Annotated in this window: 24 protein-coding genes; 13 read left to right on the forward strand and 11 right to left on the reverse strand. The window is 46.7% G+C overall.

Translation table 11 applies throughout. The annotated features are described in order from the left end of the window. Nucleotides 1–61: 61 nt before the first annotated feature. On the reverse strand, nt 62–1174 hold the full coding sequence (gene yfkAB / locus B3M90_RS11805; protein WP_214856499.1) for a radical SAM/CxCxxxxC motif protein YfkAB: 1113 nt from the start codon (nt 1172–1174) through the stop codon (nt 62–64). Nucleotides 1175–1258: 84 nt separating this feature from the next. Here yfkAB and B3M90_RS11810 point away from each other — a divergent pair, with 84 nt between their 5' ends. Together B3M90_RS11810 and rlmD are read left to right on the forward strand one after the other, a co-directional pair. Beyond that, nucleotides 1259–1471: an SE1561 family protein gene (locus B3M90_RS11810; protein ID WP_214856501.1), complete on the forward strand. Its 213-nt coding sequence runs from the start codon at nt 1259–1261 to the stop codon at nt 1469–1471. Between the two features lie 40 nt (nt 1472–1511). After that, nucleotides 1512–2897 (forward strand): 23S rRNA (uracil(1939)-C(5))-methyltransferase RlmD, encoded by a 1386-nt coding sequence (rlmD, locus tag B3M90_RS11815; protein WP_214856502.1) that lies wholly within the window; start codon nt 1512–1514, stop codon nt 2895–2897. A gap of 69 nt (nt 2898–2966) precedes the next feature. Here rlmD and B3M90_RS11820 read toward each other — a convergent pair whose 3' ends face one another. From B3M90_RS11820 to B3M90_RS11850, 7 genes are all read right to left on the reverse strand, one after another. After that, nucleotides 2967–3845, reverse strand: coding sequence for an aldo/keto reductase (locus B3M90_RS11820; RefSeq protein WP_214856503.1), 879 nt, complete (start codon nt 3843–3845; stop codon nt 2967–2969). 32 nt (nt 3846–3877) lie between these two features. Continuing rightward, a complete protein-coding gene (locus B3M90_RS11825) occupies nt 3878–4444 on the reverse strand; it encodes a TVP38/TMEM64 family protein (protein ID WP_214856504.1) in 567 nt (188 codons plus the stop codon). Then, nucleotides 4441–5835, reverse strand: a complete 1395-nt coding sequence (locus B3M90_RS11830) for a sensor histidine kinase (protein ID WP_214856505.1) — start codon at nt 5833–5835, stop codon at nt 4441–4443. Before B3M90_RS11830 ends, B3M90_RS11825 begins: the two co-directional genes overlap by 4 nt. Next, the gene (locus tag B3M90_RS11835) at nt 5832–6515 is read right to left on the reverse strand and encodes a response regulator transcription factor (RefSeq protein WP_214856506.1); all 684 of its coding nucleotides are present in this window, start codon (nt 6513–6515) and stop codon (nt 5832–5834) included. The genes B3M90_RS11830 and B3M90_RS11835 overlap by 4 nt, the downstream gene beginning before the upstream one ends. A 127-nt stretch (nt 6516–6642) precedes the next feature. Next, nucleotides 6643–7203, reverse strand: a complete 561-nt coding sequence (locus tag B3M90_RS11840) for a GNAT family N-acetyltransferase (protein WP_214856508.1) — start codon at nt 7201–7203, stop codon at nt 6643–6645. A gap of 230 nt (nt 7204–7433) precedes the next feature. Then, on the reverse strand, nt 7434–8573 hold the full coding sequence (locus tag B3M90_RS11845; protein ID WP_290758000.1) for an amidohydrolase: 1140 nt from the start codon (nt 8571–8573) through the stop codon (nt 7434–7436). An 18-nt stretch (nt 8574–8591) separates the two neighbouring features. Continuing rightward, nucleotides 8592–9500, reverse strand: a complete 909-nt coding sequence (locus B3M90_RS11850; RefSeq protein WP_290784233.1) for a TIGR01777 family oxidoreductase — start codon at nt 9498–9500, stop codon at nt 8592–8594. Nucleotides 9501–9633: 133 nt separating this feature from the next. On the opposite strand from B3M90_RS11850, the gene B3M90_RS11855 reads away from it, so the two are divergent. The 5 genes from B3M90_RS11855 to B3M90_RS11875 all read left to right on the forward strand — a co-directional run bounded on the left by B3M90_RS11855 (nt 9634) and on the right by B3M90_RS11875 (nt 15223). Then, the gene (locus tag B3M90_RS11855) at nt 9634–10449 is read left to right on the forward strand and encodes a RecX family transcriptional regulator (protein WP_214856511.1); all 816 of its coding nucleotides are present in this window, start codon (nt 9634–9636) and stop codon (nt 10447–10449) included. A gap of 321 nt (nt 10450–10770) precedes the next feature. Next, the gene (locus B3M90_RS11860) at nt 10771–12498 is read left to right on the forward strand and encodes an ABC transporter ATP-binding protein (protein ID WP_214856512.1); all 1728 of its coding nucleotides are present in this window, start codon (nt 10771–10773) and stop codon (nt 12496–12498) included. 14 nt (nt 12499–12512) lie between these two features. Beyond that, a complete protein-coding gene (locus tag B3M90_RS11865; RefSeq protein WP_290784235.1) occupies nt 12513–14573 on the forward strand; it encodes an ABC transporter ATP-binding protein in 2061 nt (686 codons plus the stop codon). Between the two features lie 60 nt (nt 14574–14633). Next, entirely contained in the window at nt 14634–14954 is a 321-nt protein-coding gene (locus B3M90_RS11870) for a DUF1811 family protein (protein ID WP_056063669.1), read from the forward strand. Then, nucleotides 14951–15223 (forward strand): YfhJ family protein, encoded by a 273-nt coding sequence (locus tag B3M90_RS11875; RefSeq protein WP_290784237.1) that lies wholly within the window; start codon nt 14951–14953, stop codon nt 15221–15223. Before B3M90_RS11870 ends, B3M90_RS11875 begins: the two co-directional genes overlap by 4 nt. A 45-nt stretch (nt 15224–15268) precedes the next feature. On the opposite strand, the gene B3M90_RS11880 is transcribed toward B3M90_RS11875, so the two are convergent. Next, complete coding sequence (locus tag B3M90_RS11880; protein WP_214856516.1) at nt 15269–16252, reverse strand: metal-dependent hydrolase; 984 nt, start codon at nt 16250–16252, stop codon at nt 15269–15271. A gap of 103 nt (nt 16253–16355) precedes the next feature. Between B3M90_RS11880 and mutY the strand changes: the two genes are divergently transcribed. The 4 genes from mutY (at nt 16356) to B3M90_RS11900 (ending at nt 20280) form a co-directional block, all read left to right on the forward strand. Beyond that, nucleotides 16356–17372: an A/G-specific adenine glycosylase gene (gene mutY / locus B3M90_RS11885; protein ID WP_214856517.1), complete on the forward strand. Its 1017-nt coding sequence runs from the start codon at nt 16356–16358 to the stop codon at nt 17370–17372. Continuing rightward, entirely contained in the window at nt 17372–17797 is a 426-nt protein-coding gene (locus B3M90_RS11890; RefSeq protein WP_035412732.1) for a hypothetical protein, read from the forward strand. The genes mutY and B3M90_RS11890 overlap by 1 nt, the downstream gene beginning before the upstream one ends. Nucleotides 17798–17913: 116 nt before the next feature. Then, nucleotides 17914–18456, forward strand: a complete 543-nt coding sequence (ntdP, locus tag B3M90_RS11895; RefSeq protein WP_023467311.1) for a nucleoside tri-diphosphate phosphatase — start codon at nt 17914–17916, stop codon at nt 18454–18456. A gap of 90 nt (nt 18457–18546) precedes the next feature. Then, nucleotides 18547–20280 (forward strand): ABC transporter ATP-binding protein, encoded by a 1734-nt coding sequence (locus B3M90_RS11900; protein WP_290784247.1) that lies wholly within the window; start codon nt 18547–18549, stop codon nt 20278–20280. A gap of 49 nt (nt 20281–20329) precedes the next feature. Here the strand turns inward: B3M90_RS11900 and B3M90_RS11905 are convergent, their stop codons facing one another. Then, complete coding sequence (locus B3M90_RS11905) at nt 20330–21628, reverse strand: glutamate-1-semialdehyde 2,1-aminomutase (RefSeq protein ID WP_290784239.1); 1299 nt, start codon at nt 21626–21628, stop codon at nt 20330–20332. Nucleotides 21629–21803: 175 nt separating this feature from the next. On the opposite strand from B3M90_RS11905, the gene perR reads away from it, so the two are divergent. After that, complete coding sequence (gene perR, locus B3M90_RS11910; RefSeq protein WP_396201035.1) at nt 21804–22226, forward strand: peroxide-responsive transcriptional repressor PerR; 423 nt, start codon at nt 21804–21806, stop codon at nt 22224–22226. Nucleotides 22227–22240: 14 nt separating this feature from the next. Here the strand turns inward: perR and B3M90_RS11915 are convergent, their stop codons facing one another. Further along, nucleotides 22241–22603: a DUF2614 family zinc ribbon-containing protein gene (locus tag B3M90_RS11915; RefSeq protein ID WP_029340912.1), complete on the reverse strand. Its 363-nt coding sequence runs from the start codon at nt 22601–22603 to the stop codon at nt 22241–22243. A 114-nt stretch (nt 22604–22717) separates the two neighbouring features. On the opposite strand from B3M90_RS11915, the gene B3M90_RS11920 reads away from it, so the two are divergent. After that, nucleotides 22718–23587 (forward strand): nucleotidyltransferase-like protein, encoded by an 870-nt coding sequence (locus B3M90_RS11920; protein ID WP_290784243.1) that lies wholly within the window; start codon nt 22718–22720, stop codon nt 23585–23587. Nucleotides 23588–23813: the final 226 nt, after the last annotated feature.

The following is a 23813-nucleotide window of genomic DNA, read 5'->3' on the forward strand; positions in this document are numbered from 1 at the left end:
ATGTGTCTACTTTGTGACATTTTTCCCGGGACGCCATTGTTCAAAACCTTTTTTTTGATTCTTAAAGCCGACTCGATTGTTTTGTGAAATCAATCTCAGGGTAATATGCGTTTTTCACAAGCGCGTTCGGTCCAAGACACTGCACCGCAGGACAGTGACATGACAAGCTTTTATTCAGTTCTGTCTCTTGCCACTGGGCATACGCATCATTGAAGGACGTCTCGTGAATCGTACCGAGCGAAGCGAGTTCGTCACCGAAATCGGTTACGATGATTTCACCATCAAAGATGTTGACGTTAAGACGAGAACGACCATCAGGGTCATTGCGAACCGATACGCTTTTTTCTTGACGCAAGCGACGGTGCAATTCTAAATCTGCCTCTTCCATCGAACATGCGTAGAAAGGAAGTGTTCCGAACAACATCCAGACGTTCGGATCGCGGACGTCGAGCAAACGATGGATTCCATTGCGAATTTCGGATAAGCTAGCGGCTTCGATCATCGACGCAAAGTCAGCTGGGTACATTGGATGCACTTCGTGACGGACACAGCCCATATCGACGATTTCCTTATGGATCGCTTCAAGATGTGGCAACGTCCGTTTATTGATCATCGTTTCGGCAGACACGATGACACCACGTGCATTCAAGACACGAGCATTCTCTTTCATCGTTTCAAATAGTTTCGTTCGTGCTTCACGTGACGGTTTTCGCTCCATCATCGCAAAGCCACCATCGATGAAATCATCGGCTGTTCCCCAGTTATGTGAGATATGCAAGACATCGAGATAAGGGATAATTAATTCATAACGAGATAATGGAAGTGTTAAATTTGAGTTGATTTGGGTTTTAGCGCCACGTTCGTGGGCATACTTAAGTAAAGGGACGACGTACTCCTTGACGGACTTCATTGAAAGCATCGGTTCGCCGCCTGTAATGGAAAAGGCGCGTAGGTGTTCGATTTCATCCAGACGTTGAATAAGCAGTTCGACAGGGATTTCAGGTGACTCGCTACTGGATAACATGTAACCGACGGCACAATGTTCGCAGCGCATGTTACACAGTTTTGTCGTCGTGACTTCAATGTTCGACAAACGGACCGTGCCGTATTGTTCAATGTCGCGATAAGCTTCCCACGGATCGTTCGCGATCGTGATGTGTGATGAATGTGACATAGATACTCCTCCTTTTTAGTTCTCCACTTCGTATCGTATGCTAAAATAACGTCGGAATCCAGCGGAAGAAAGGAAGTCTGAATAATGGGAAAAGCAAGAACTGATAAACTTGGTCAAATGAATGTGCTAAAATCAAGAATACAGCTTCTCTGTCATACAATCGATTCACTCGATGAATCATCAGATATCGAAGATTTGGAACGACTGATCGTATCACTAGATCAACTCAAGGCAAAAGTCGTTCGGTATGCGAAGGATATGAAAGAACAAGAAGAAACGAAAAAAGCGGTAGATTGAGACCGCTTTTTCATTTGCACAAACGGAAAGGATGAAATCGATGGCAACAAAAATCAAATTAAAGACAGGTGAGGTCCGTTCAGTCACGTGTCTACGGATGGGCATCAACGGTGAAGGGATCGCGACGCTCGAGCGACAAATCGTCTTCATCCCAGGATTGCTTGTAGGTGAGACGGCACAAATCGAGATCACGGAAATTCATGCGAACTATGCGAATGCGAAAATCTTAAAGCGTGACGATCGTTCACCAGACCGCGTGACACCACTTTGCCCAGTCTATAGTGTCTGTGGTGGCTGTCAATTACAACATATGAGTTACGATGGGCAATTGCGTTATAAGGAAGAGATGCTTCGCAATGCGTTCTTAAAATCAACGAAATTGAATGTCGAAAAGGCCGATATCCGTCCGACGATTGGTTCGAAGGAGTGGGGTTACCGCAATAAATCACAATTCGTCGTCGGGAAACAAGGCAATGAAATCGTTAGTGGTCTCTATTCTGCGAATTCGAATCGTCTGGTCGCAATCGATGATTGTGTCGTCCAAAATAAGGATACGCTTCGTGTCAACCAAGCTGTCACGAAATTACTCAACGATTATAAAGTACCTGTTTACCATGCAGCAAAACAAGACGGTGTCATGCGCCATATCGTCGTCCGGACAGGAATCAAAACGGGTGAAATTCAAGTCGTGCTCGTTGCCTTTAAAGACGGCTTCCGTGATCTAGAGGGTTTGTCGCGCGATATCATGGACATTCCAGGTGTCGTCTCGGTCGCGCTGAACATCAATGATAAGTTAACGTCACGTGTCTTTGGAGAAGAGACGGAAGTCTTGCGTGGTGTCGAACGGATTGAAGAAGAGATGGGCGAGTTCACGTATCAACTGTCGCCACGCGCCTTCTTCCAGTTGAATCCGGAACAAGCAGAGCGGATGTATGAAGAGATCGCGCGTGCTGCTGCTTTGACAGGCGAAGAACGTGTCGTCGATGCTTACGCAGGTGTCGGTTCAATCGGACTTTGGATTGCTAAGGGTGCAAAAGAAGTCCGTGGTATGGAAATCATCGAAGAAGCAGTTGAAGATGCGAATGCGCATATGAAGCAATATGGCTTTGACCATGCGCATTATGTCGTCGGTAAGGCAGAAGCATGGATTCCACGTTGGGTGAAGGAAGGCTGGATTCCAGACGTCTTTATCGTCGATCCCCCCCGTTCAGGTTGTGATACGCAGTTATTGAACGCAATGATTTCGTCTAAGGCGAAAAAAATCATCTATGTCTCGTGTAACCCGCAGACGCTTGCACGTGATTGCGATCATTTGATGAAAGCGGGATATAAGGTATCGTACATTCAACCGTATGATATGTTCCCACAAACAGCGCACGTCGAAGCGATCGTCGTGCTCGAAAAGAAGAAAAAGAAAAAGTTCTAAGCGCGAAAAAAGCCCGTATGCACTCCTTGAACGAGTGGACATACGGGCTTTTTTTCTGTGACTGCTCACTTACGTTTGCGAAACATAATCGAACGTGGCATCACATTCGGAAAAACGTTCCTTCAATTGACTGACGCGGTCAGCTGGGAGTGGACCACGTTCAATCAATTGCTGGTTCAAAGCGAGGTGTTCTGGTCGAGACGTTCCGATGATGGCCGTCGTGATTCCTGGTTCGAAAATTGTAAAACGTAACGCGGTCTCAAGCCAGCTAGATTCCTCGAGTGGATAAGCCAATTGTTGTGCTCGTTCCCAGTATGGTTCAACATATTGTCCGACCGGACGATCCGTGAAGCGCCACGGTGCATTACCGATTGGACGTTTGGCGATGACCCCGTGATTCAAAAGTGTAGGTAAGACTTGATCGACGCGTTGATCAAACAGATTGAAGGATGTCTGGAAACTATCGAAGCGTTTCGTTTTGATGGCATACTGCAAATCTTCTCGGTCACCAGAATAAGCGATGACTCGGACTTTCCCAGCTTGTTTTGCTTGTTCAAGCGCTTCGATGACGTCACTTTGAGCGAGGATTTCTCGACTACAAGAATGTAAGTGTACGATGTCGAGATGATTCGTTTGCATCGTCTGTAAGGCTTGATCGATGCCACCATGGACCGCTTCAAAGGTCCAGTCCTGCGTACCGGGAACATCATAGCCGACTTTCGTCGACAGAATGACGTCGTGCCGACGATTCTTTAGAAATTGTCCGACGCGTTGCTCCGATAAGCCATAGCCGCGTGCTGTATCGATCAGATTGATGCCAAGATCACGTGCTTGTTCGAGTAAATAAACTGCTTCGCGATCCGTCATCTGTTCTGCGCCGATGTGACCAGCTCCGAACCCAAGCGGGGATACGAATAGATCGGATGTTCCAAAACGTCTTAACTCCATGAACGATACTTCCTTTCAGACAACCTGTAGTTTTATATCGATGATGCTCGTTTTTGACGATTACGATAAATCAGATAACCAACGAGTGCCACGCCTGCTATCGACCATTGGACGATGGACGAGAATTGCAAGAATTGATGGACAGCGAGCACTTCGACTAACATCGCTGGAATTTTTCCAATCGTACTCGCAGTTAGGAAGAGTAAGACGGAAATACCACTAGCAGCACTGACAATGTTGACGATGCCTGACGGGACAAATGGTAACAGCCGTAACAAGATGATCGTCCAAAAAGCTTCATGTCCTTGTTGTGTTTGGAGCTTTTGTTGCAAACGATTGACTCGATCTGGAAGCGGGCGACGAAGGGCATACTGCAGTCCTTGTCGGTAAATTAGGAACGCACAAACCGCACCTAAGACTTCACCGGTGAAAGAAAGCAAAGTGCCGATCCATAATCCGAAATAGACGAGATTCGCAGCGGTGACGAACGTACTCGGTAGGACACCAAGTACACTGACGACGACGCCGATCAAGACACTAACGAACGGAGCGAACGGTCCGAAGAGTTCAAAGGTTTGGATGACATGTTGTTCCATCATTCGAATCCATCTTCTTCATCCGGAAGAAGTGGTAACTCGATGTGAACAGTCGTTCCTTCTCCAAGAACGGAGTCGAACCGGATCGTTCCATCATGACGATCGATGATGTGTTTCGTGATCGCAAGACCAAGACCGGTTCCGCCATCTTTCCGCGTCCGTGATTTATCGACGCGATAAAAGCGTTTTGTCAATCGATCAAGATGCTCTTCCGGAATGCCTTCTCCTTCGTCCCGGATAAGGCAATGCGTCCGGTCGCCGATCGTTTCAGTCGACAAGAAAATCTGTTTGCCAGGCGGCGTGTACCGTAAGGCGTTATCGAGTAAATTGCCGAAGACTTGCTCGAGACGGTCTGTATCGCCTAAGACGATTTGATCCGGATCGAGATGCATCACGAACGTGACCCCTTTCGACTGAGCAATTGGTTCCATCCGGTAGATGACATCCTCAAGTACTTGACTGAAGACGAGCGGTTGCTTCGACATCGGGTAGGAATCGCGCTCAAGTTGAGCGAGATCGAGCAGATCATTGACGAGACGTTGCAGACGTTCCGTTTCCCGTTCGATGATCTGGTAATATTGCGCACGCTTTTCTTCCTCCAGCGAATCATCCTGCATCATCTCTGTATAGCCACGAATGTAGGAGAGAGGTGTCCGCAATTCATGACTGACGTTCGCAAGGAACTCCTTCCGCTGCTCGTCGACTTCCCCAAGCGATTCCGCCATCTTATTCAGAGTTTCTGCGAGTTCGCCAATCTCATCATCCGATTGAATCGGAATCCGGTAATCAAAGTCACCTTGCGCGTAAACCGTTGATGCGCGCTTCATATCGATTAACGGACGAATGATTGTATCAATAATCTGACGACCAAAGATGACGAGATTCAAGACGATCAGCCCAATCATGAAGAAGATCATCAGGCGGAGTGGACGGAACGGTTCACTGATTTGTCCAAGTTCCAGGTACAAGATTAGCGTACCGACCAGTCGATTGTTTTCGATGATCGGAAATCCGGTCATTAGAATATCCGTTCCTTCAATCGGATGGGTCCGGCTCGAGACGACAGTCTCACCATTACGAAGCTGTTCGATGTCCGCATTCGTCAAAAAACGGAGTCCTGCCGGATTTTTCTTTAGAAAATCGATGAAGAAGACTTTCGATTCCGTCAATTCATTCGTATAAGTCATCCCATCATAAAAAGCACCAGATAAGCCTTCGGATTTGTAAATGTTGATTAGCTTTTCCCCACGGTTCAATAAGATATCTTCTTGCGTCTGAAGATAGAACCGGTCGTAGAGATAAAACGTCAGCAGGACAAATAAAATGGCAGAAAAAACGCTTGTAAACCAAATCGTAATCCAAATCCGGCGCCGGATCGTATAGCGCTTAATCATACTTCCTCGAATTTATAACCGATGCCCCAAACTGTTTGAATCGAGCCACCGGCTTCCCCGAGCTTTAAGCGAAGTGTTTTAATATGCGTATCGACCGTCCGTAAGTTACCGATATAATCCGCACCCCAAATTTGATCGAGTAGCTGTTCGCGAGAAAAGACCTTATCATTGTTTTGAGCAAACAGATGTAACAAATCAAATTCCTTACGCGTCAGACTGACCGGCTTGCCATTGACGTGGACACTCCGACTTTCAGTGTCGAGTTCAAGCATACCGAGCGTTAAAGTAGAAGATTGATCAACTGTAAAGCGGTGAGAACGACGAAGAGTCGCTTCGATACGAGCAAGCAATTCTCGGGGACTGAATGGTTTTGTAATATAGTCATCAGCTCCGATTTTCAGACCGTGAATCCGATCGAGCTCGTCCGAACGTGCCGTCAGCATGATGATCGGAACATTTGAGAACTCACGGATGCGCATACAGGCTGTCAAGCCGTCCATTTCCGGCATCATGACATCGAGTAGAACGAGATGGAATGTATTTTGTTGAATGAGATGGATCGCTTCTTGTCCGTTAGAAGCTGTCATCGTCGTGTAGTGTTCTTTTTCGAGATTCGAGACGAGAAGGTCACGCATTTGTGCTTCATCATCTACTACGAGAATATTAAACGATTCTGGCATTAGTCTTCGCTCCATTTCCTGTAGAAGAAAAGGTTTCTTCCATAAAGATAATTTTTCTTATTTATCATACCATTTCAAACTTTATAAACGCATGCGTGGACGCAAAAAAGCATGAGAGACAAGGCTCTCATGCTTCGAGTTGTTGATGATCGTATAGTGTTTCGAGTTCCCGACCATGAATGTACATGTGGAAACTAGATTTTGAGACTTCATATAGCGTGAACTGCGTCTCGCCAGCATTCAATTGCTCAAGAAGCGCAGGGCGCAACTCATCCGCACAAAATGCATACGGCAATTTTTCAGCTGCTTTTTGTGACCGAATGTTGCTTTTGCGAATTTTCATGAAGACACTCTCATATCCAAGATCGAAGAACAGCTCAGAGAAAAAGGCTTCTTTCGCTAAATGATTGTATCCTTTACCATGATACGGTTTACCTAACCATGTACCGAGAAACCCATATTGTCCTTCGATATCGAGTAAACTGATCGTACCAATCGGTTGATCGAATTCATCTAGGATAGTACGTGATACGATTTCGCCACGTTCTTCCTCTTCGATTGCCTGCTTTGTAGTAAACAGAAATTCATCAAAGTACCGTGTTTTTTGGCGGACGTACGGATATACGTCTTGATGCTGCATCAGTTCGAACAAATCAGCGCAGTCGCTCAGCTCCCGTTGCTTGAGCATACTTCCATTCCTCCTTTTAGGACCGCAAGAATGATTGTCGAAAGCTACCTGTCTGACTCGTTTGAACCGCGCATGGTATGCCTTCTTCAGTTGTCGGATAAGATAATATTACCTTCTTTTTTTAAAATTGCAAGAAAATAATTTTTGTGAAAAAAGATACAAAAACAAGATGTTTTCCATAAGCGTTTAAAACCCCCGCTAGGTGTAAAAAACACCTAGCGGGGGGCGGATTAAGTCAAGTTCAGTTGAGCGTGTTCAAAAATGATTTTTCCATCGATCATCGTCATGAGCGGCTTCGCTAAATAGTCGAGTGGGAAGTGACTCCACAAGACGAGATCCGCGTCTTTTCCGATCTCAATCGATCCGACCCGATCGTCCACACCGAGCGAACGGGCTGGATGAATCGTGATCGCGCGTAAAGCGACATCGACCGGTAGACCTTCTCGTGCGGCAAGACCGGCGCAAAGGTTCAAGTACTGGACAGGTGTGTACGGATGATCGGTCGTAATCGAGATTTCAAGACCATGTTCGTGAAGAACTCGATACGTTTCCCATGTTTTATTCTTCAGTTCGATTTTAGATTTTCGTGTAAAGGTTGGACCGACCGTCACTTTTTCGATCGGTAGCTGTTCCATCTCTTTTGCAACGAGATGACCTTCCGTACAATGTTCGATGCGTAAATCAAGATCAAACTCTTCCGCAAAACGGATAGCAGAAAGGATGTCATCTGCTCGATGCGCATGTACACGAAGCGGCATTTTGTGATCAAGGACCCGTTTGATCATTTGATGGGCGAACGTTTCAGAAACCGGCTGCGTCCGAACTTCAAGAAAGGCTTCGCGCAACATTCCCATGATGCCCATCCGTGTCAGTTCACCAGCACGACCAGCACTATGGACACGTTTCGGGTTTTCACCGAGTGCCACCTTCAGACCCGCGTACTTTCGCAGGATCATATCATCGATGAACCGTCCGTGCGTCTTGATGACACTCGTGACGCCACCGATGATGTTCATGCTACCGGGCATGACTTGAACGGTCGTGATCCCATGTTGAACGGCTTCCTTAAAGCCTTCATCAAGCGGGTAGACGCCATCAATGGCACGAAGATGAGGTGTCATCGCGAAAATCGTCTCATTCGCATCATTTCCGACTGTTCCGGTACCTTCATCATATAATCCAAGGTGTGTATGGGCATCGATAAAACCGGGCAATAAAAAGTGACCTTCTGCTTCAATGACTTGATCGCTTTCTAAATGATCCAGTAATTCACCGATTTCAATGATTTTCCCATCACGAATGCGGATGTCACCGTAAAAACTGTCCGAAGTAATCGGATAGATATGTGCATTTCGAATCAAGATATCCAAGTATCGTCCACCCCTGTACTAGTTTGAATGCTCGATTGCTCGTAACGCATCCTTTAGTTCAGCATACCGAAACTTGTATCCGTTTTCGAGCGCTTTTTTCGGAACGACACGAGCTCCTTCTAGTACAATCGTACTCTTTTCGCCGAGTGCGAGTTCTAACACGAAGCGTGGCGCCGGGAGCCAGTGTGGGCGATGTAAGACTTTTCCGATCGTCTGTCCGAAACGCCGCATCGTTTCCGGATGAGGAGCAGTGATGTTCAGCGGTCCTTCGACTGTCGGGGTCTCGAGCGCGAATAGGAATAACTCGACTAGATCATCGATGTGGACCCAGGAGACCCACTGCTTTCCGTCGCCCATCGTCCCACCACCAAACAAGACATAAGGAAGACGCATTAACGGATAAGCGCCACCGGCTTTCGTCAAGACGACCCCGATTCGTGGATGGACGAGACGAATGCCGGCGTCAGCAATCGGGCGAGCAAGGTCTTCCCATGCGACACAGACATGACTTAAGAAGTCAGCGGTCGGTGGAAGTGGTTGATCTTCAGAGAAGGTCTGATGCCGATCCTGTCCGTAAATGCCAACCGCAGAAGCAGATAAGACGACGTCTGGTTTTTGGTCGAGTGCTTCAACGATCCGGACGAGTTCCTTCGTCGTGCTGACGCGACTGTCGAGAATGGCACGTTTGCGTTCATCCGTCCAACGTCCATCGTTGATCGAAGCACCAGCAAGATGAATGAAGGCATCGACGCCCTCTAAGTGCTGTTCCGGCTTTGCGTCTTTTGTCATCCACTTGATATATGTGATATGCGCATCGTTCGCTTTCGGATGACGCGTCAAGATAAAGATGTGATGTCCTTGCTCGAGCAAACGCTTCGTCAAGGCTTGACCAATCATACCGGTTCCACCGGTAATCGCAATGTTCATGTAATCCATCCTCCTTGAAATAAGTAAAAGTAGCTTCTTTCCATTTGTTCCCGTTCCATGGTTTCACTCAAACATAGACCTGCCTGTTCATGATATCGTAGAACTACCGAATCAGGTTAGGGGAGGGAACGACATGAAGATCAAACGGATCTCGACGCAGAAAAAGAACAGCGAACGATTCAATATCTATGTCGAGCGTGATGGCAAAGAAGAGTATGCCTTTGCCGTAGACGTCGATATCTTAATTAAATACAATCTGCAACGCGATAAGGAACTCGATGACGACTTCGTCAAGGAAGTGTTGACGGCTGAAGAACAGCAAAAAGCGTATCGTCTCTCATTGAATCATTTATCGTACCGCATGCGGGCGACGAGTGAAGTCGTCGCCTATTTAACGGAGAAAGAGACACCGGAGCATGCGATCAAACATGCAATCGAGCGATTGACGGAGCAACGCTATCTGGATGATCAACAGTTCGCACTTGCTTATACGGCAACGAAAAAAGCGACGACACCTCAAGGACCGGGACGGATTCGCCGCGACCTTGAGGCATTGAAGATACCAAAGACGGCGATTGATGAAGCGATCGTGACGTTTACGGATGAAGAGGAATACGAAAAAGTCCTGAAGTTTTTGCGGCAAAAACAAAAAGAGCTTCAACGACGATCCGTGCGGGAACTGACACAAAAATTACAATTAACGCTTATGCAACGTGGTTTCTCGTCCGATTTGATTAAAGCGGGCATAGAAGAGGTGTTTTTAGCTGAAGAAGGTGACGAAGAAGAACAGGCGGCCCTTTATCAAGCGCGTAAGTATTATCCGAAATATCGGCAACTTGAACCGTTCGAGCGTGAACAAAAGGTGAAGCAAGCACTTGTTCGAAAAGGATTTCCATACGGTTTAGCAGCTCAAGTCCTTGAACAAGTCAAAGAAGAAGAGGCGGAATAATAAAAGCAAGACGAAAAATTGACAATTATCCGACAATTGTGCTATTCTACGCACAGACTAAGAAAAGGAGGAACCGTCCTATGAAAAAGCCAATTGGTTTCACTCATATCCAACAGCTGAATACGACGGAGACTCTTGAGCGCGTTTAAGTAATTCATTTCATGTGCGAGCAAGGGGATTCGTCTCCCGAGCGCGCAGACGAACAAGAATGGATCATGCCCATTTCAAGGCATACTGATTCTCGGACTGCATCCGGAAATCCGTATGCCTTTTTGCGTGCTCGGAAAAAGTACTTCATTTTACAGTAAAGGGGGGACCCTCATGCGTTTATTTAAGCAATTGAGTTGGTTTCTTAAAGAACACAAATCATCGTATCTCGTAGCAGTCATCTTGTTAATCATCACCGGCTTCATCGATTTAACGCCACCGTGGCTGATCGGTAAGGTCATCGACGGTTTACGATCAGGATCGATGGACCGGACGACACTCTTACAGTATGTCGGCGGATTAACGGTCATCTCCATTGTGTCCTTCATCTTGACGTATCAATGGTTAGCGAAATTATTCGGAACGGCCTTTTTATTAGAACGGACACTTCGGAGCCGCTTCTTTACGCACTTATTGAAACTGACGCCGACGTTCTATCAAAAGAATCGGACGGGAGACTTGATGGCACTCGCGACGAACGACTTAAAGGCGGTCGAGCGGACAGCCGGATTTGGTGTCTTGACGCTCGTCGACTCGTTGAACATGACGGCAATCACGCTCGTCGTCATGGGGGTAGCGATCGATTGGAAGCTGACGCTTGCTGCCTTGTTACCGATGCCACTTCTCGCTTACGCGATGAATAAGCTCGGGAGTCAAATTCACGGACGTTTCATCACGGCTCAGGATTCATTCGGAACGATGAATGACCAGGTCGTCGAATCGATTTCCGGACTGCGTGTCATCCGCTCATTCGTACAAGAACCAGTCGATGTTAAACGGTTCGATGATGTCACGACGGATGTTTTTGAGAAAAATATGCACGTCGCAAAAATCGATGTCTTATTTGAACCGATCATCAAGCTGCTCGTCGGGTTCAGTTACTTGATCGGCTTATCGTTCGGGACATATCTCGTCTTTACGAACGACATCACGCTCGGACAATTGGTCGCCTTTAACATCTATCTCGGGATGCTGATTTGGCCGATGTACGCCTTTGGTGAATTGATCAATGTCATCCAGCGCGGAACAGCAAGTCTTGATCGTTTAGAAGCAACGATGCGAGTCAAACCGTTGATTGCTTCGACACCGCGGAAACACGTCGATCGCCCTGAACGGATCGAGATGAACGATTTGACGTTTACGTATCCAGAAACAGCGCATCCGGTCTTACGAGATTTGAATATGACGATTGAACAAGGAACAACGATCGGTATTGTCGGACCAACAGGATCCGGGAAAACGACGTTCTTGCGTCAATTCTTACGTGAGTATCCAATCGGACGGGACATGTTGACAGTCAACGGCGTACCGTATGAAGATGTTGCGCTAGAGACGGTTCGCGGTTGGACGGGTTACGTCTCTCAAGAACATTTGCTGTTCTCAAAATCCGTCCGGGACAATATTCTGTTTGGTGCAGGTGAAGCGACAGAAGCTGAATTGCAGGAAGCGATTCGTCTCGCATCGTTCGAAAAAGATATCGAAACGCTGGAACAAGGACTTGAGACGATGGTCGGTGAACGTGGCATCACGTTGTCGGGAGGACAAAAGCAACGTCTGTCAATCGCGCGGGCGATGTTAAAAAAACCAGAGTTGCTGTTGCTGGATGATTCATTATCAGCGGTAGACGCGAAAACGGAATCACATATCATTGATTCGATTCGATCGAATCGCCACCAATCCACGACATTAATTGTTGCCCATCGCTTATCGGCAGTGGCACATGCGGACGAAATCATCGTCTTACAAGACGGAATGATTTCTGAACGAGGAACACATGACAGCCTGATGGCACAAAATGGCTGGTACGCTCAACAATTCGAGCGACAAAGTGAAGAGATGTAAGGAGGTGCCTTTGCATGAATGAATTGGAATTATATCAACTCGATCCGGCACGTCGGAAGACGACGATCCGTTCGTTAATCCGCTATGCGATGCATGAGAAAAAAGCAATTTTCTTAGGATTGTTTCTACTCGTATTAGCAGTCGGAGCGGAATTGACAGGTCCGTATATCGCCAAAGTCATCATTGATGAACATATTGTTGCGATTGAAAAGGACTGGGTTGAAGTTAAAGCGGACGGTGCGGTCACGTATGATGGTCGTCAGTTCGCCAAAGCACAGGATGTCTCGAAAAGTCAGATTGTTCGATCCGTCTCGATCGTTCAGACGGCAAACGGCTACTTTTTCGTACCGAAACAAGTCGTCAGTGGGGGAGAGCGGAACATCAGTGGAGATACGATGACCGTTACGCGCGGCGATGACGTATACACGTATAGCAATATTCAAAAGCTGACACAAGGGCAGGTCTATGATTTTTATTCAAAGGACTTAAAAGCGATCGGCTGGTTATCGTTGATCTACGTCCTTTTGCTGCTTGCAGCAGCTGGTTTGAACTGGATTCAGCAAATTTTGCTCCAGCGATCTGCTCATAAAATCATTAAACGGATGCGGCTTGATGTCTTTACGCATCTGCAACGATTACCGGTTCGTTATTTCGACCAGACACCGATCGGAAAAATCGTCAGTCGTGTTACGAATGATACGGAAACGATTCGCGATCTATATCTCGGTGTGCTCGCCCGGGTCTTCTCGGGGATCATCACGATGGCAGGGATTCTCGTCGCGATGTTCTTCCTCGATTATCGCTTAGGACTCGTCTCGCTGATCATCATTCCGATCGTCTATTTCTGGATTCAGCTGTTCCAGAAACTCGCGACGAAGAACAACTTCAAGGTCCGCTCCCTCGTTGCCGACATGAATGGTCAACTGAATGAGAACATCCAGACGATGCCGATCATTCAGGCTTATGCACGTGAGAAGGAAGTCCTTGCCGAATTCGAACAAAAGAACGAAGAGAACTATCAGACACGGGCAAAGTTGTTACGACTCGATGCCCTGATGTCACACAACTTATCCTACTTTTTGAAAAACTTGACGCTCGCCTTGTTGATTTGGGTCGTCGGTGGAAAAAGTCTGACGAATGGCTCGTTTTTATCGCTCGGGATCTTATATGCGTATATCGATTACGTATCCCGTTTATTCGAACCGGTCACTCAAATCATGAATCAGCTATCGCCACTGCAACAAGCACTCGTGTCAGCGGACCGAATGTTCCAGTTGCTCGACGAAAAGGGAGAGCCGGTCGAACAAGGTCGCGTTGCTCGGTTTAAAGGAGCTGTATCCTTCAAAGACGTCGAATTCAGTTACGAAGCGGGAAATCCCGTATTACGTGAAATTCAAATCGATGCTCTTCCTGGCGCGACGATTGCCCTCGTCGGTCACACGGGTAGTGGAAAAAGCTCCATCATGAACCTGCTGATGCGTTTCTATGATCCATCAAAAGGACAGTTGTTGATTGACGGACAGGACGTGACGCGTTTACCGAAACAAGCAGTCCGTGAGCATATGGGCATCGTCTTACAGGATCCGTTCCTCTTCACGGGAACGATTCGTTCGAACATCACACTCGGTAATCCTGATATTTCCGAAGAACGGGTACGACAAGCGATCGAAGCCGTCGGCGCGGATCGATTCATTGATCGTTTACCGAACGGACTCGATGAACCGGTCATCGAAAAAGGTGCTACGTTATCAGCGGGTGAACGACAGTTGATCAGCTTTGCTCGTGCACTGGCGTTCGACCCTGCGATCCTAGTTCTTGACGAAGCGACAGCGAGTGTTGACTCGGAAACCGAAGCGGTCATTCAAGAGGCTTTGCTGACGTTGACGAAAGGACGGACGACGTTCATCATTGCGCACCGCTTATCGACGATCAAGGATGCGGACGAGATTCTTGTTCTCGATCATGGTCAGATCGTCGAGCGAGGATCCCATGATGTACTCCTCGCGATGTCCGGGATTTATGCGAAAATGTATGCGTTACAAAGTAAGCGGAATCTCGAATTGAAATCAAGCTAATCCATCCAGTTTCTCCTCCTTTTCGTTTATACTGAAAAACGAAGAGGGGGAGTTTTTGTAATGGAGACACGGATGAGTCAATTATCGAAATACGAGCTTGAGATGTTGATCACGAAATTAAGTGAACAAAAACGAAAAGCGGAGCAACACGGGAATGTCAGTGAAGTGGAGGTCGTAACGCGAAAAATCGCCATTGCGAAAAGTTATTTGATCGATCCGAAACGATTCGAACGGGGAGCCTTTTACCGAATCGAAGGAGAAGAGGCGCGATTTGAGTTACACTTCGTCAATGGCGTCATGGGCTGGGGACATTTTGAAGGAACTGCTCAAGAAGTCGCGATTCCGCTCGCATTATTCACAGGAGAGGGGGAGCAGGCATGACGAATCGAGAACAAGCCCTTCAGCAACTGGCTGAAGAATTATTGCAAGTGAATGAAGTACTGACCCCGGAAGAGGCACTGACATGGGTCGAAGTCTTATGGGAAGATTTCGAAGCAACACTCGCACGCGCAGGTGAGAAGTATCAAGGTGAAGCCGTTGCGGTTCATTTCGTCGAGCAACAGATTAAACAGCATGGAGCGAAGTTACACCGGTTTAATACGACGAACGAAAAATTCAAACATTTGATGACAGGTCGAAACGTCGAATGAAAAAAGCTCCGCACATCGGGATTTCCGTTGCGCGGAGCTTTGTCTTTATAAAGCAGGGATGAACAGCTTTTTCTGCAAAGTCCGTTCGCTGAACACCCAGCCGGTATAGGAGCTGACGATTTCTTGTGTAGCAGCGTCGATTCTGACGACGGCAACGAATGGATAGACTTCCTTCGTGAAATAACGAAGGTTGGTGAAACGGTATTCGACAATGCCATCTTTTCGTGAGACCGTATACGTATGAATCTTCGAGAACTCAAGAAATGCTTGCAAGTCCGCGTTTTGTTTAACAATTTCGTACAAGGCGTCACCATGCGGTTCGTCCTTGATCCGGAAGTTTCCGCATTCGACGACGGTTCCACTGTTGATCTTAACGACGGAATACTCATCGCGTAAACGTGCTGCGACATGCCACTCATCCCATTTCATGCCAGGTGAGATGAAAAGCTTGTGTGCGCCGCGATAATAGCGCGCTGCGGTCGCAAGCGCGTCATTTCGTAACTTGAATTGAACAGCGTAGTAAATAATGACGATGGCAATTAAAATCGGGAAGATGACGATCGTCGCTTTCGTCAATAACCAAATCCCGAACGCGGCATAATACATCGTGAACAGATACGGATCAAATGTGTTGATGACACCCCAACCAATCCAGGATTTTTTGAACGGGTGTAAGGCTTGTGTTCCGTAAGCGTTAAACAGATCGACGAAGACATGAAGAGCGACAGCGATCTGCGCCATTAGCCATAATGAAGTCGGAGGTATACCGAATAACGTACCGATGACGATCGAAAGTAATAACGGCCAGGCGAGTAAGGCGATCAATCCGTGTGATTTTCCGCGATGTTGGCGCAAATAGGCGCTGTTTCCTTTGAACTTAAAGACAGTGTCGAAGTCCGGTGCGTGTGAGCCGACGAGCGCCGTCGTCGTCACGGCAGCAAACATCGTCGTGCTCGCTGCGACGTCAGGGTGTAGCGTCGAGATGGCGGCGAGACAAAGTCCCATGCCAATATGCGTACCAGTATCCAATGCGAATTCGCTCCTTCTATAAAATCGTGATGGTGAATCCATCGAGGTTCTGCCGAGTAATTTTTAATAAATATATCGTATCCAAGAGAAAAGAGGTAACCTTTTGACTGTCGTTCAAGAATATTTCACAAACTTTAATAAAACACAATTTACCACAGAACTGATTGCCTGGTTCCTTCGTGAACAGCGGGATCTCCCGTGGCGAAGAACCAAAAACCCATATCATATCTGGATTAGTGAAATCATGCTTCAACAAACGCGCGTTGATACAGTCATCCCGTATTATGAGCGCTTCACGAAACGTTTTCCGACACCGCATGATTTAGCAGAAGCGGATCAAAGTGAAGTGCTCAAACATTGGGAGGGCTTAGGGTACTATTCCCGTGTCAAGAATCTTCAAATCGCGGTTCAGGAAGTTGTTGAAAAATATGATGGGATCGTTCCGGACGAAAAGGAATTGTTCAGTCAACTGAAGGGTGTCGGTCCGTACACGACAGGAGCGGTTCTATCGATTGCTTATGGGCAAGCAGAACCAGCAGTAGACGGAAACGTGATGCGCGTCCTCTCACGTGTACTTGGGATTTATGAAGACATTGCTGCACCGAAGACACGGAAATTGTTTGAGGCGGCGGTACATCAATTGATTGATCCAGCTGATCCGTCCAGTTTCAATCAAGGCTTGATGGAACTCGGCGCGATGGTCTGTACACCGAAGTCTCCGATGTGTGGACTTTGTCCTGTTCAAGACGTTTGTTTTGCATATGATCGAAATGCACAGGAAGAACTACCTGTGAAGACGAAGAAAGGGAAGACGCAAATTATTCCGTATGATGCTCTTGTTTATGAAGCAGACGGAAAAATCGCAATTGAACAACGGGCGGAGACCGGTTTGCTTGCTGGCATGTGGCAATATCCACTTCGAGAAGCAGAAGAAGCGCGTGACGGAACGCTTATCGGGCATGTTCGACACATCTTTTCGCACCGGATTTGGGAGATTGCTGTCTATCGCGTGACGGAACAGCCGGACCAGACGATACTAGTTGATCAGGAAACGTATGCGACGCATCCGGTATCTGTCGCCCAAATGAAGATTGATCGACTATTGAAGGGGGAGATCTAATGCATACTTTTCGATTTGAGACGCGTGTCGATACATCAAAGAAGCAAGCGTGGGATTTTTTAAGTGATGCCAAGGCCTTAAGTCGATTGACGGTATTTCCGCAAGTGAAGACGTCGGGTGATACACGGACGCGAGCCGGGAACACGATTCGTCTACGTGTCGGAGTTTCACCACTATTTGTCTCGTGGACGTCTTGGATTCCTTTCGTAGAAGAATATGTCTTCGTCGATGTCGGTACAAAAGTGCCGTATCCGTTTCGTGCCTGGTGCCACGTGCACCGAGTCGAAGAACGTGAATCTGGCGTCTATTTCATGGATGAAGTGACGTATGCCTCCTTCTTACCCGCCTTCGTCATTGAAGCATTCATCTTAAAACCGATGTTCAAACAGCGAAAAAATGCGATTTTGAATCACTTTCAAGGCTGAATTCCGTCATTTTTCTGAAAAAATACCCTTTCGTTTTTCATGTGTTCTGAAAATGGGTATAATAAGCACGAGAGTATAACAGAATGGAAGAAAAACGCTTTAGAAAGGAGTAGCACATGAGTCGATTCCCAAAAGAAAGTAGCAAGATTGAGATTCAAAGTTTCAAACATAACGGGAGCTTACACAGAGTTTGGGAAGAAACGCTCGTGCTGAAATCGACGGAAGAAGAATTGATTGGGTTCAATGATCGTATCATGGTCAGTGAATCAGATGGTCGTCAGTGGCGAACGCGAGAGCCTGCAATCTGTTATTTTTCAACAGAACTCTGGTTCAATGTCATTTGTATGATTCGGGAGGATGGCATTTACTACTACTGCAACCTCGGATCACCTTCTACGTTCGATGAGAAAGATCGAGCAGTCAAGTACATTGATTATGATTTAGATATCAAAGTGTATCCGGACATGTCCTACATGATCCTCGATGAGGACGAATATGAGAAACATCGCCGTGAAATGAACTATCCGAAGGCGATTGATCGTATTTTAAAGGATAATGTTCAAATCCTGATCCAGTGGATTCGTAGTCGCAAGGGTCCATTTAACCCGGCTTTCGTGGATATGTGGTATCGTGAATATGAAACAAGATATCGGAGATGATGGTTCGCCATCGTCTTTTTTTAATTGAAGGAAGTGAAACACGTGGCAACACAAGCAAAACGTAAGCACCAAGGCTCGATTCGCCGCTATATGGCGTTCGTCAAGCCGTATCAAAAACAGATCCTCTTGACGGTCTTCGTCGGGATCATCAAGTTCTCGATCCCGCTCGGACTTCCATTGTTGTATAAATACATCATCGACCATATCCTAACCGGGAACACAATGCCGATGGCGGAAAAAAGTAAACAATTGGCGTATTTGATTGGAGCAGGTGTCTTCATCTTCTTGATCGTCAAGCCGCCGCTTGAATATGTCCGTCAATATCTCGCACAATGGTCAGCGTCGAAGATTCTATTTGACGTACGGAACCGATTGTTTGATCATGTTCAGAAATTGTCGCTTCGTTTTTATTCGAATACGAAAACCGGAGAAGTCATTTCGCGGATCATCAATGATGTCGAGCAGACGAAAGACTTCGTCGTCACAGGATTAATGAATCTATGGCTTGATATGATCACGATTTTTATTGCCATTGCCATCATGTGGACGATTGATCCGAAGTTGACACTCGTCGCCATCATTCCTTTACCCTTCTATGCCCTTGCCGTTAAGTTCTTTTACGGTCGCTTACGTGGATTGACACGGGAACGTTCGGCAGCCCTTGCGGAACTACAAGGTCATTTGACGGAACGGGTCAACGGGATGGCAGTCATTCGTAGTTTTGCACTGGAACCACACGAGAACAAGGCGTTCAAACATCAAAATGATGGCTTCTTAAAAGCCGCGCTTCGTCAAACGAACTGGAATGCGCGGACGTACGTCGTCGTCTCGACGATTACGGACTTCGCACCAATCCTGATCTTCGGAACGGCGGCGTTCTTCGTCTTGAACAATCAAGTGACACTTGGGACGATGGTCGCGTTCATTGGTTATATCGACCGTCTGTATGCACCGCTCGGTCGTCTCGTCAACTCTTCAACGACGTTGACACAGTCGATTGCCTCGATGGACCGGATGTTCGAGTTTTTAGATGAGCCGTATGACATTACGGAAAAACCGAATGCGCGTGAACCGAAAGATGTCCGCGGAAACGTTCAATTTGAAAACATCAGTTTCGCTTATGAAGAAGGCGGTGAGCTGGCGATCGATCGCTTGACGCTTGACGTTCAGGCAGGCGAACGGATTGCTTTCGTCGGGATGTCAGGTGGCGGGAAATCAACGCTCGTCAGTTTGATTCCGCGTTTTTATGATGTGTCTGCCGGTCGGATCACGCTTGACGATGTTGATATTCGTGACTTGAAGTTGCGAGGTCTTCGCGATCAGATCGGAATGGTCATGCAGGAGTCGATCCTCTTCAGTGAGTCGGTCCAGATGAACATCAAAATGGGGAATCCGGAGGCGACGGACGAGGAAGTCATTGCGGCAGCAAAAGCAGCAAATGCCCATGAATTCATCGAACGGTTACCAAACGGTTATCATACGCCGGTTGGAGAACGCGGCGTTAAGCTATCGGGTGGTCAAAAACAACGTCTTGCGATTGCGCGGGTCTTCTTGAAAAATCCACCGATTCTGATCTTGGATGAAGCGACGAGTGCGCTTGATTTGGAGAGTGAAGCGATGATTCAAGATTCGTTAGCGCGTCTCGCGAAAGGGCGGACGACATTTACTGTCGCGCACCGTTTATCAACGATCACTGATGCCGATAAGATCGTCGTCATTGAAAATGGTCAGATTACGGAAATTGGCACACACGAAGTTCTCATGCAAAAACGAGGCGCTTATTTTGAACTGTATGCCATTCAAAATCTGGAACTCGTCGAATAACAAAAAAGCAGCGATCCTCATGAGGGTCGCTGCTTTTTTAGTGGGAGACTTAGAGTCGAGCAAAGGCACGATCGACTGCTGCGATCGTCTCTGTGATGTCGGCTTCCGTATGTTCTGTCGTCAAGAACCACGCTTCGTATTTCGAAGGGGCAAGGTTGACGCCTTCTTCTAACATCAACTTGAAGAAACGTCCGAACATCTCGCTATCTGCACGTTCTGCACCATCGTAATCGATGACTGTTTCATCCGTGAAGTAGACCGTCATGGCACCTTTTAGACGGTTGATCGTAATCGTGACGTCATGACGTTTTGCTGCTTCTAGCACACCTTGTTCGAGTAAGGCGCCGAGGTGATCAAGTTTTTCATAGACACCAGGCTGCTCAAGTAATTCAAGACAAGCGATACCGGCAGCCATGGATGCCGGGTTACCTGCCATCGTTCCCGCTTGATAAGCCGGACCGAGTGGCGCAACGTGTTCCATGATTTCTTTACGACCACCATAAGCACCGATTGGTAAACCACCACCGATGATTTTGCCGAGTGCCGTCATATCGGGACGGATATCGAGTAACTCTTGTGCACTGCCGTACGTGAAGCGGAAGGCAGTGATGACTTCATCGTAAATAACAAGTGCGTCGTGAGCATGCGTGATTTCGTTGACTGCAGCAAGAAACCCAGGTTGCGGTTCGACGATACCGAAGTTTCCGACGATCGGTTCAACGAGTACACAAGCGACTTGATCGCCCCATTGTTCCATGATTTGACGATATGATTCGATATCATTGAATGGTGTCGTGATGACTTCTTTTGCCGTCGCTTTTGTGACACCAGCTGAATCGGGAGAACCAAGTGTCGCTGGACCACTTCCTGCTGCGATCAGCATCAAATCCGAGTGACCGTGGTAACAGCCACTGAACTTCACGACAAGCTCACGACCTGTATATGCTCGTGCGACGCGAATCGTCGTCATGACGGCTTCCGTTCCGGAATTCGTAAAACGTACTTTTTCAAGCGAAGGAATCGCTTTTTGTAGTTTATGTGCAAAGTCGATTTCTAGACGGTGGGGCGTGCCATAAAGAAGACCGTTCTGGGCAGCATGTGTGATCGCTTCCGTAATGTGAGGGTGACCGTGTCCTGTAATGATCGGACCATAGGCTGCTAAGTAATCGATATAGCGATTGCCATCGACATCATAAAAGTAAGCACCTTCTCCGCGTTCCATATAGACAGGTGCGCCGCCACCGACGGCTTTGAATGAACGGGATGGGCTGTTGACGCCACCAACGATACACTCTTGTGCGATTTCATATAACGCCTCTGAAGTAGGACGTGTAGTGTGGGTAGACATGAGGATTCCTCCAATCGATGATTCGTGAAAAATATCACGATATGATTGTATCATGGACGTCAAATCCGGTGCAGAGACGTTGACGGAATGCCTATTTGTAGGTAGACTAATTATAAAGATTACAATCTGATAATCAATGAAAGATAGAAATGAGGGGATGGACGTGGCTAACGAAATGCTGGATGACGCCGTGAAGTCACTTCGGGAATCAGGCGTTCGAATGACACCACAACGTCACGCGATTTTGGAATATTTAACGACGGGACACACGCATCCGACAGCGGATGAGATTTACCGTGCACTTGAACATCGTTTTCCAAATATGAGTGTGGCGACTGTATATAATAACTTACGCGTGTTCCGAGAAAAGGGAATCGTTGAGGAAATGAATTACGGAGACGCTTCAAGTCGCTTCGATTTCGTTACGACACGCCATTACCACATGATCTGTGAGAATTGCGGAAAGGTCGTTGATTTCAACTATCCTGTGCTCGATGATGTCGAAACGGTTGCGGCGCACTTAACGGGCTTTAAAGTCGATCGTCATCGATTAGAAGTGTACGGAACTTGCCCGGACTGTCAATCGAATGTCCAATAAAAAAACGAGCTGCCTTAGCGGGGAGCTCGTTTATTGTGTTTATTGTACTTTTCGTCAAATTCTTTTCCTTCGAGAGAAGGATCCATCGTCAATGGTTCGTCACAATGCATACATAAGTCGACGCGACCAAGGACTTTTGTCTCTTTTCCACAATTCGGACAAGTAACGACAGCTGCCTTCGTTGATGTTAGACCAATCAAGAAGTAGAGTGCCGTACTCGCGAGGACCATGACGAAACCGAGAAGCATGAGTAAGACCATGATGATCTCGAATTGTTTGAGTAATAGACCGCCGTACATGACGAGCATACCGCCGAATACGAGGAACATTGCTAGGTTTCGCGCGCGGTTTATTTTATTTTTTCGTTGTTTTTTCAAGTGAATTCCCCCTGTTGTCAGTCTAGCATAAGATGCGGGATTGCCTGAAGAAGGAAAGCTTGTTTTTTTGTCGAAAATGGTAACGACGAGTTCGTATAGAAGGGTGAGAAGTAAATGGAACAAGCAACACGAACGATTTATTCGGAATACGCGGCTTATCGTGAAACTCAAGGAATCATTGCGGTTGAAAAACGACAACCACGGGATTCTCTGACAGATCAATTTGATACACTTCTTGTTGTCATCACAAGAGATCCGGAAGTCGAATGGACGATTAAACATTACCGATTGAATACGTTGAAAGTATCTTTACATCTTGTACACGAGGATGTGTTATCGCGTTGGATTTTATTGAATGCCAATCGACGTGCGATTCATTGGATTACAGAAGGAACGATTGTATTCGAACGAAACGATTACTTAGTTGACTTAAAAAGACAACTACTCGATTTTCCTGATGAGGAACGACATTTACAGATGACGATTTCCTTTGCTAAATTGTTGCGTCGTTTCCAAGATGGGAGAAACTTGTTTAGTCGCGGACATCATTATGATGCCTATACACATGTCCATCATGCGTTACATCACCTCGCACGGTTATCCGTCCTCGAAAAAGGAAAACATCCTGAAACGGTCGTTTGGGAACAGGCGCGACTCGATGACCCGGATGTCTATAAACTATACGAGCAATTATTGATGAGTGAAGAGACACTAGATCAACGTATTCATCTTGCTTTGATTGGGCTTGAGCACCTTTTGCAGTCCAAGGTTTTATCGGGAGGACGCTATTTATTCGAAATTATGCGTGAACGGACGGATCCTTGGACGATGTATGAATTGATGGAAGAAGAACGACTGCAAGAAGTTAAAGTAGATTTGAGCAGCTTAATCGATTTCTTCATGCGAAAAGGTTTGATTCGTATCTCATATCAAACGACTAAAGGGGCGGGAGTCGAACTCGTGACGTATGAGCCGGTCGTATGACGATCGGCTTTACTTTTTCCTAGAATTGTTTTTGCTATATATAGAAGAAAAAAGATTTCAAAAGTTTTTTTAGAAAAACTATTGACGATATTATACCGAGATAGTATATTAATACATGTCGACAGGGCAACACGCGCTGGACGGTGACGGGAAAGAAAAAAGATTTCAAAAAAGGATTGACGCTTAAGTTATTCCGTGATATCTTATTAAAGTCGCTGAAAACGAC

Source organism: Exiguobacterium sp. UBA6309 (genome assembly GCF_002439205.1).
Lineage (GTDB): Bacteria > Bacillota > Bacilli > Exiguobacteriales > Exiguobacteriaceae > Exiguobacterium_A.

Excerpts from the sequence above, each read along its gene's own strand:
- yfkAB (WP_214856499.1), bottom strand. The coding sequence starts at position 1,174 with ATGTCACATTCATCACACATCACGATCGCGAACGATCCGTGGGAAGCT.
- B3M90_RS11810 (WP_214856501.1), top strand. The coding sequence starts at position 1,259 with ATGGGAAAAGCAAGAACTGATAAACTTGGTCAAATGAATGTGCTAAAA.
- rlmD (WP_214856502.1), top strand. The coding sequence starts at position 1,512 with ATGGCAACAAAAATCAAATTAAAGACAGGTGAGGTCCGTTCAGTCACG.
- B3M90_RS11820 (WP_214856503.1), bottom strand. The coding sequence starts at position 3,845 with ATGGAGTTAAGACGTTTTGGAACATCCGATCTATTCGTATCCCCGCTT.
- B3M90_RS11825 (WP_214856504.1), bottom strand. The coding sequence starts at position 4,444 with ATGATGGAACAACATGTCATCCAAACCTTTGAACTCTTCGGACCGTTC.
- B3M90_RS11830 (WP_214856505.1), bottom strand. The coding sequence starts at position 5,835 with ATGATTAAGCGCTATACGATCCGGCGCCGGATTTGGATTACGATTTGG.
- B3M90_RS11835 (WP_214856506.1), bottom strand. The coding sequence starts at position 6,515 with ATGCCAGAATCGTTTAATATTCTCGTAGTAGATGATGAAGCACAAATG.
- B3M90_RS11840 (WP_214856508.1), bottom strand. The coding sequence starts at position 7,203 with ATGCTCAAGCAACGGGAGCTGAGCGACTGCGCTGATTTGTTCGAACTG.
- B3M90_RS11850 (WP_290784233.1), bottom strand. The coding sequence starts at position 9,500 with ATGAACATTGCGATTACCGGTGGAACCGGTATGATTGGTCAAGCCTTG.
- B3M90_RS11855 (WP_214856511.1), top strand. The coding sequence starts at position 9,634 with ATGAAGATCAAACGGATCTCGACGCAGAAAAAGAACAGCGAACGATTC.
- B3M90_RS11860 (WP_214856512.1), top strand. The coding sequence starts at position 10,771 with ATGCGTTTATTTAAGCAATTGAGTTGGTTTCTTAAAGAACACAAATCA.
- B3M90_RS11865 (WP_290784235.1), top strand. The coding sequence starts at position 12,513 with ATGAATGAATTGGAATTATATCAACTCGATCCGGCACGTCGGAAGACG.
- B3M90_RS11870 (WP_056063669.1), top strand. The coding sequence starts at position 14,634 with ATGGAGACACGGATGAGTCAATTATCGAAATACGAGCTTGAGATGTTG.
- B3M90_RS11875 (WP_290784237.1), top strand. The coding sequence starts at position 14,951 with ATGACGAATCGAGAACAAGCCCTTCAGCAACTGGCTGAAGAATTATTG.
- B3M90_RS11890 (WP_035412732.1), top strand. The coding sequence starts at position 17,372 with ATGCATACTTTTCGATTTGAGACGCGTGTCGATACATCAAAGAAGCAA.
- ntdP (WP_023467311.1), top strand. The coding sequence starts at position 17,914 with ATGAGTCGATTCCCAAAAGAAAGTAGCAAGATTGAGATTCAAAGTTTC.
- B3M90_RS11900 (WP_290784247.1), top strand. The coding sequence starts at position 18,547 with ATGGCGTTCGTCAAGCCGTATCAAAAACAGATCCTCTTGACGGTCTTC.
- B3M90_RS11905 (WP_290784239.1), bottom strand. The coding sequence starts at position 21,628 with ATGTCTACCCACACTACACGTCCTACTTCAGAGGCGTTATATGAAATC.
- perR (WP_396201035.1), top strand. The coding sequence starts at position 21,804 with ATGCTGGATGACGCCGTGAAGTCACTTCGGGAATCAGGCGTTCGAATG.
- B3M90_RS11920 (WP_290784243.1), top strand. The coding sequence starts at position 22,718 with ATGGAACAAGCAACACGAACGATTTATTCGGAATACGCGGCTTATCGT.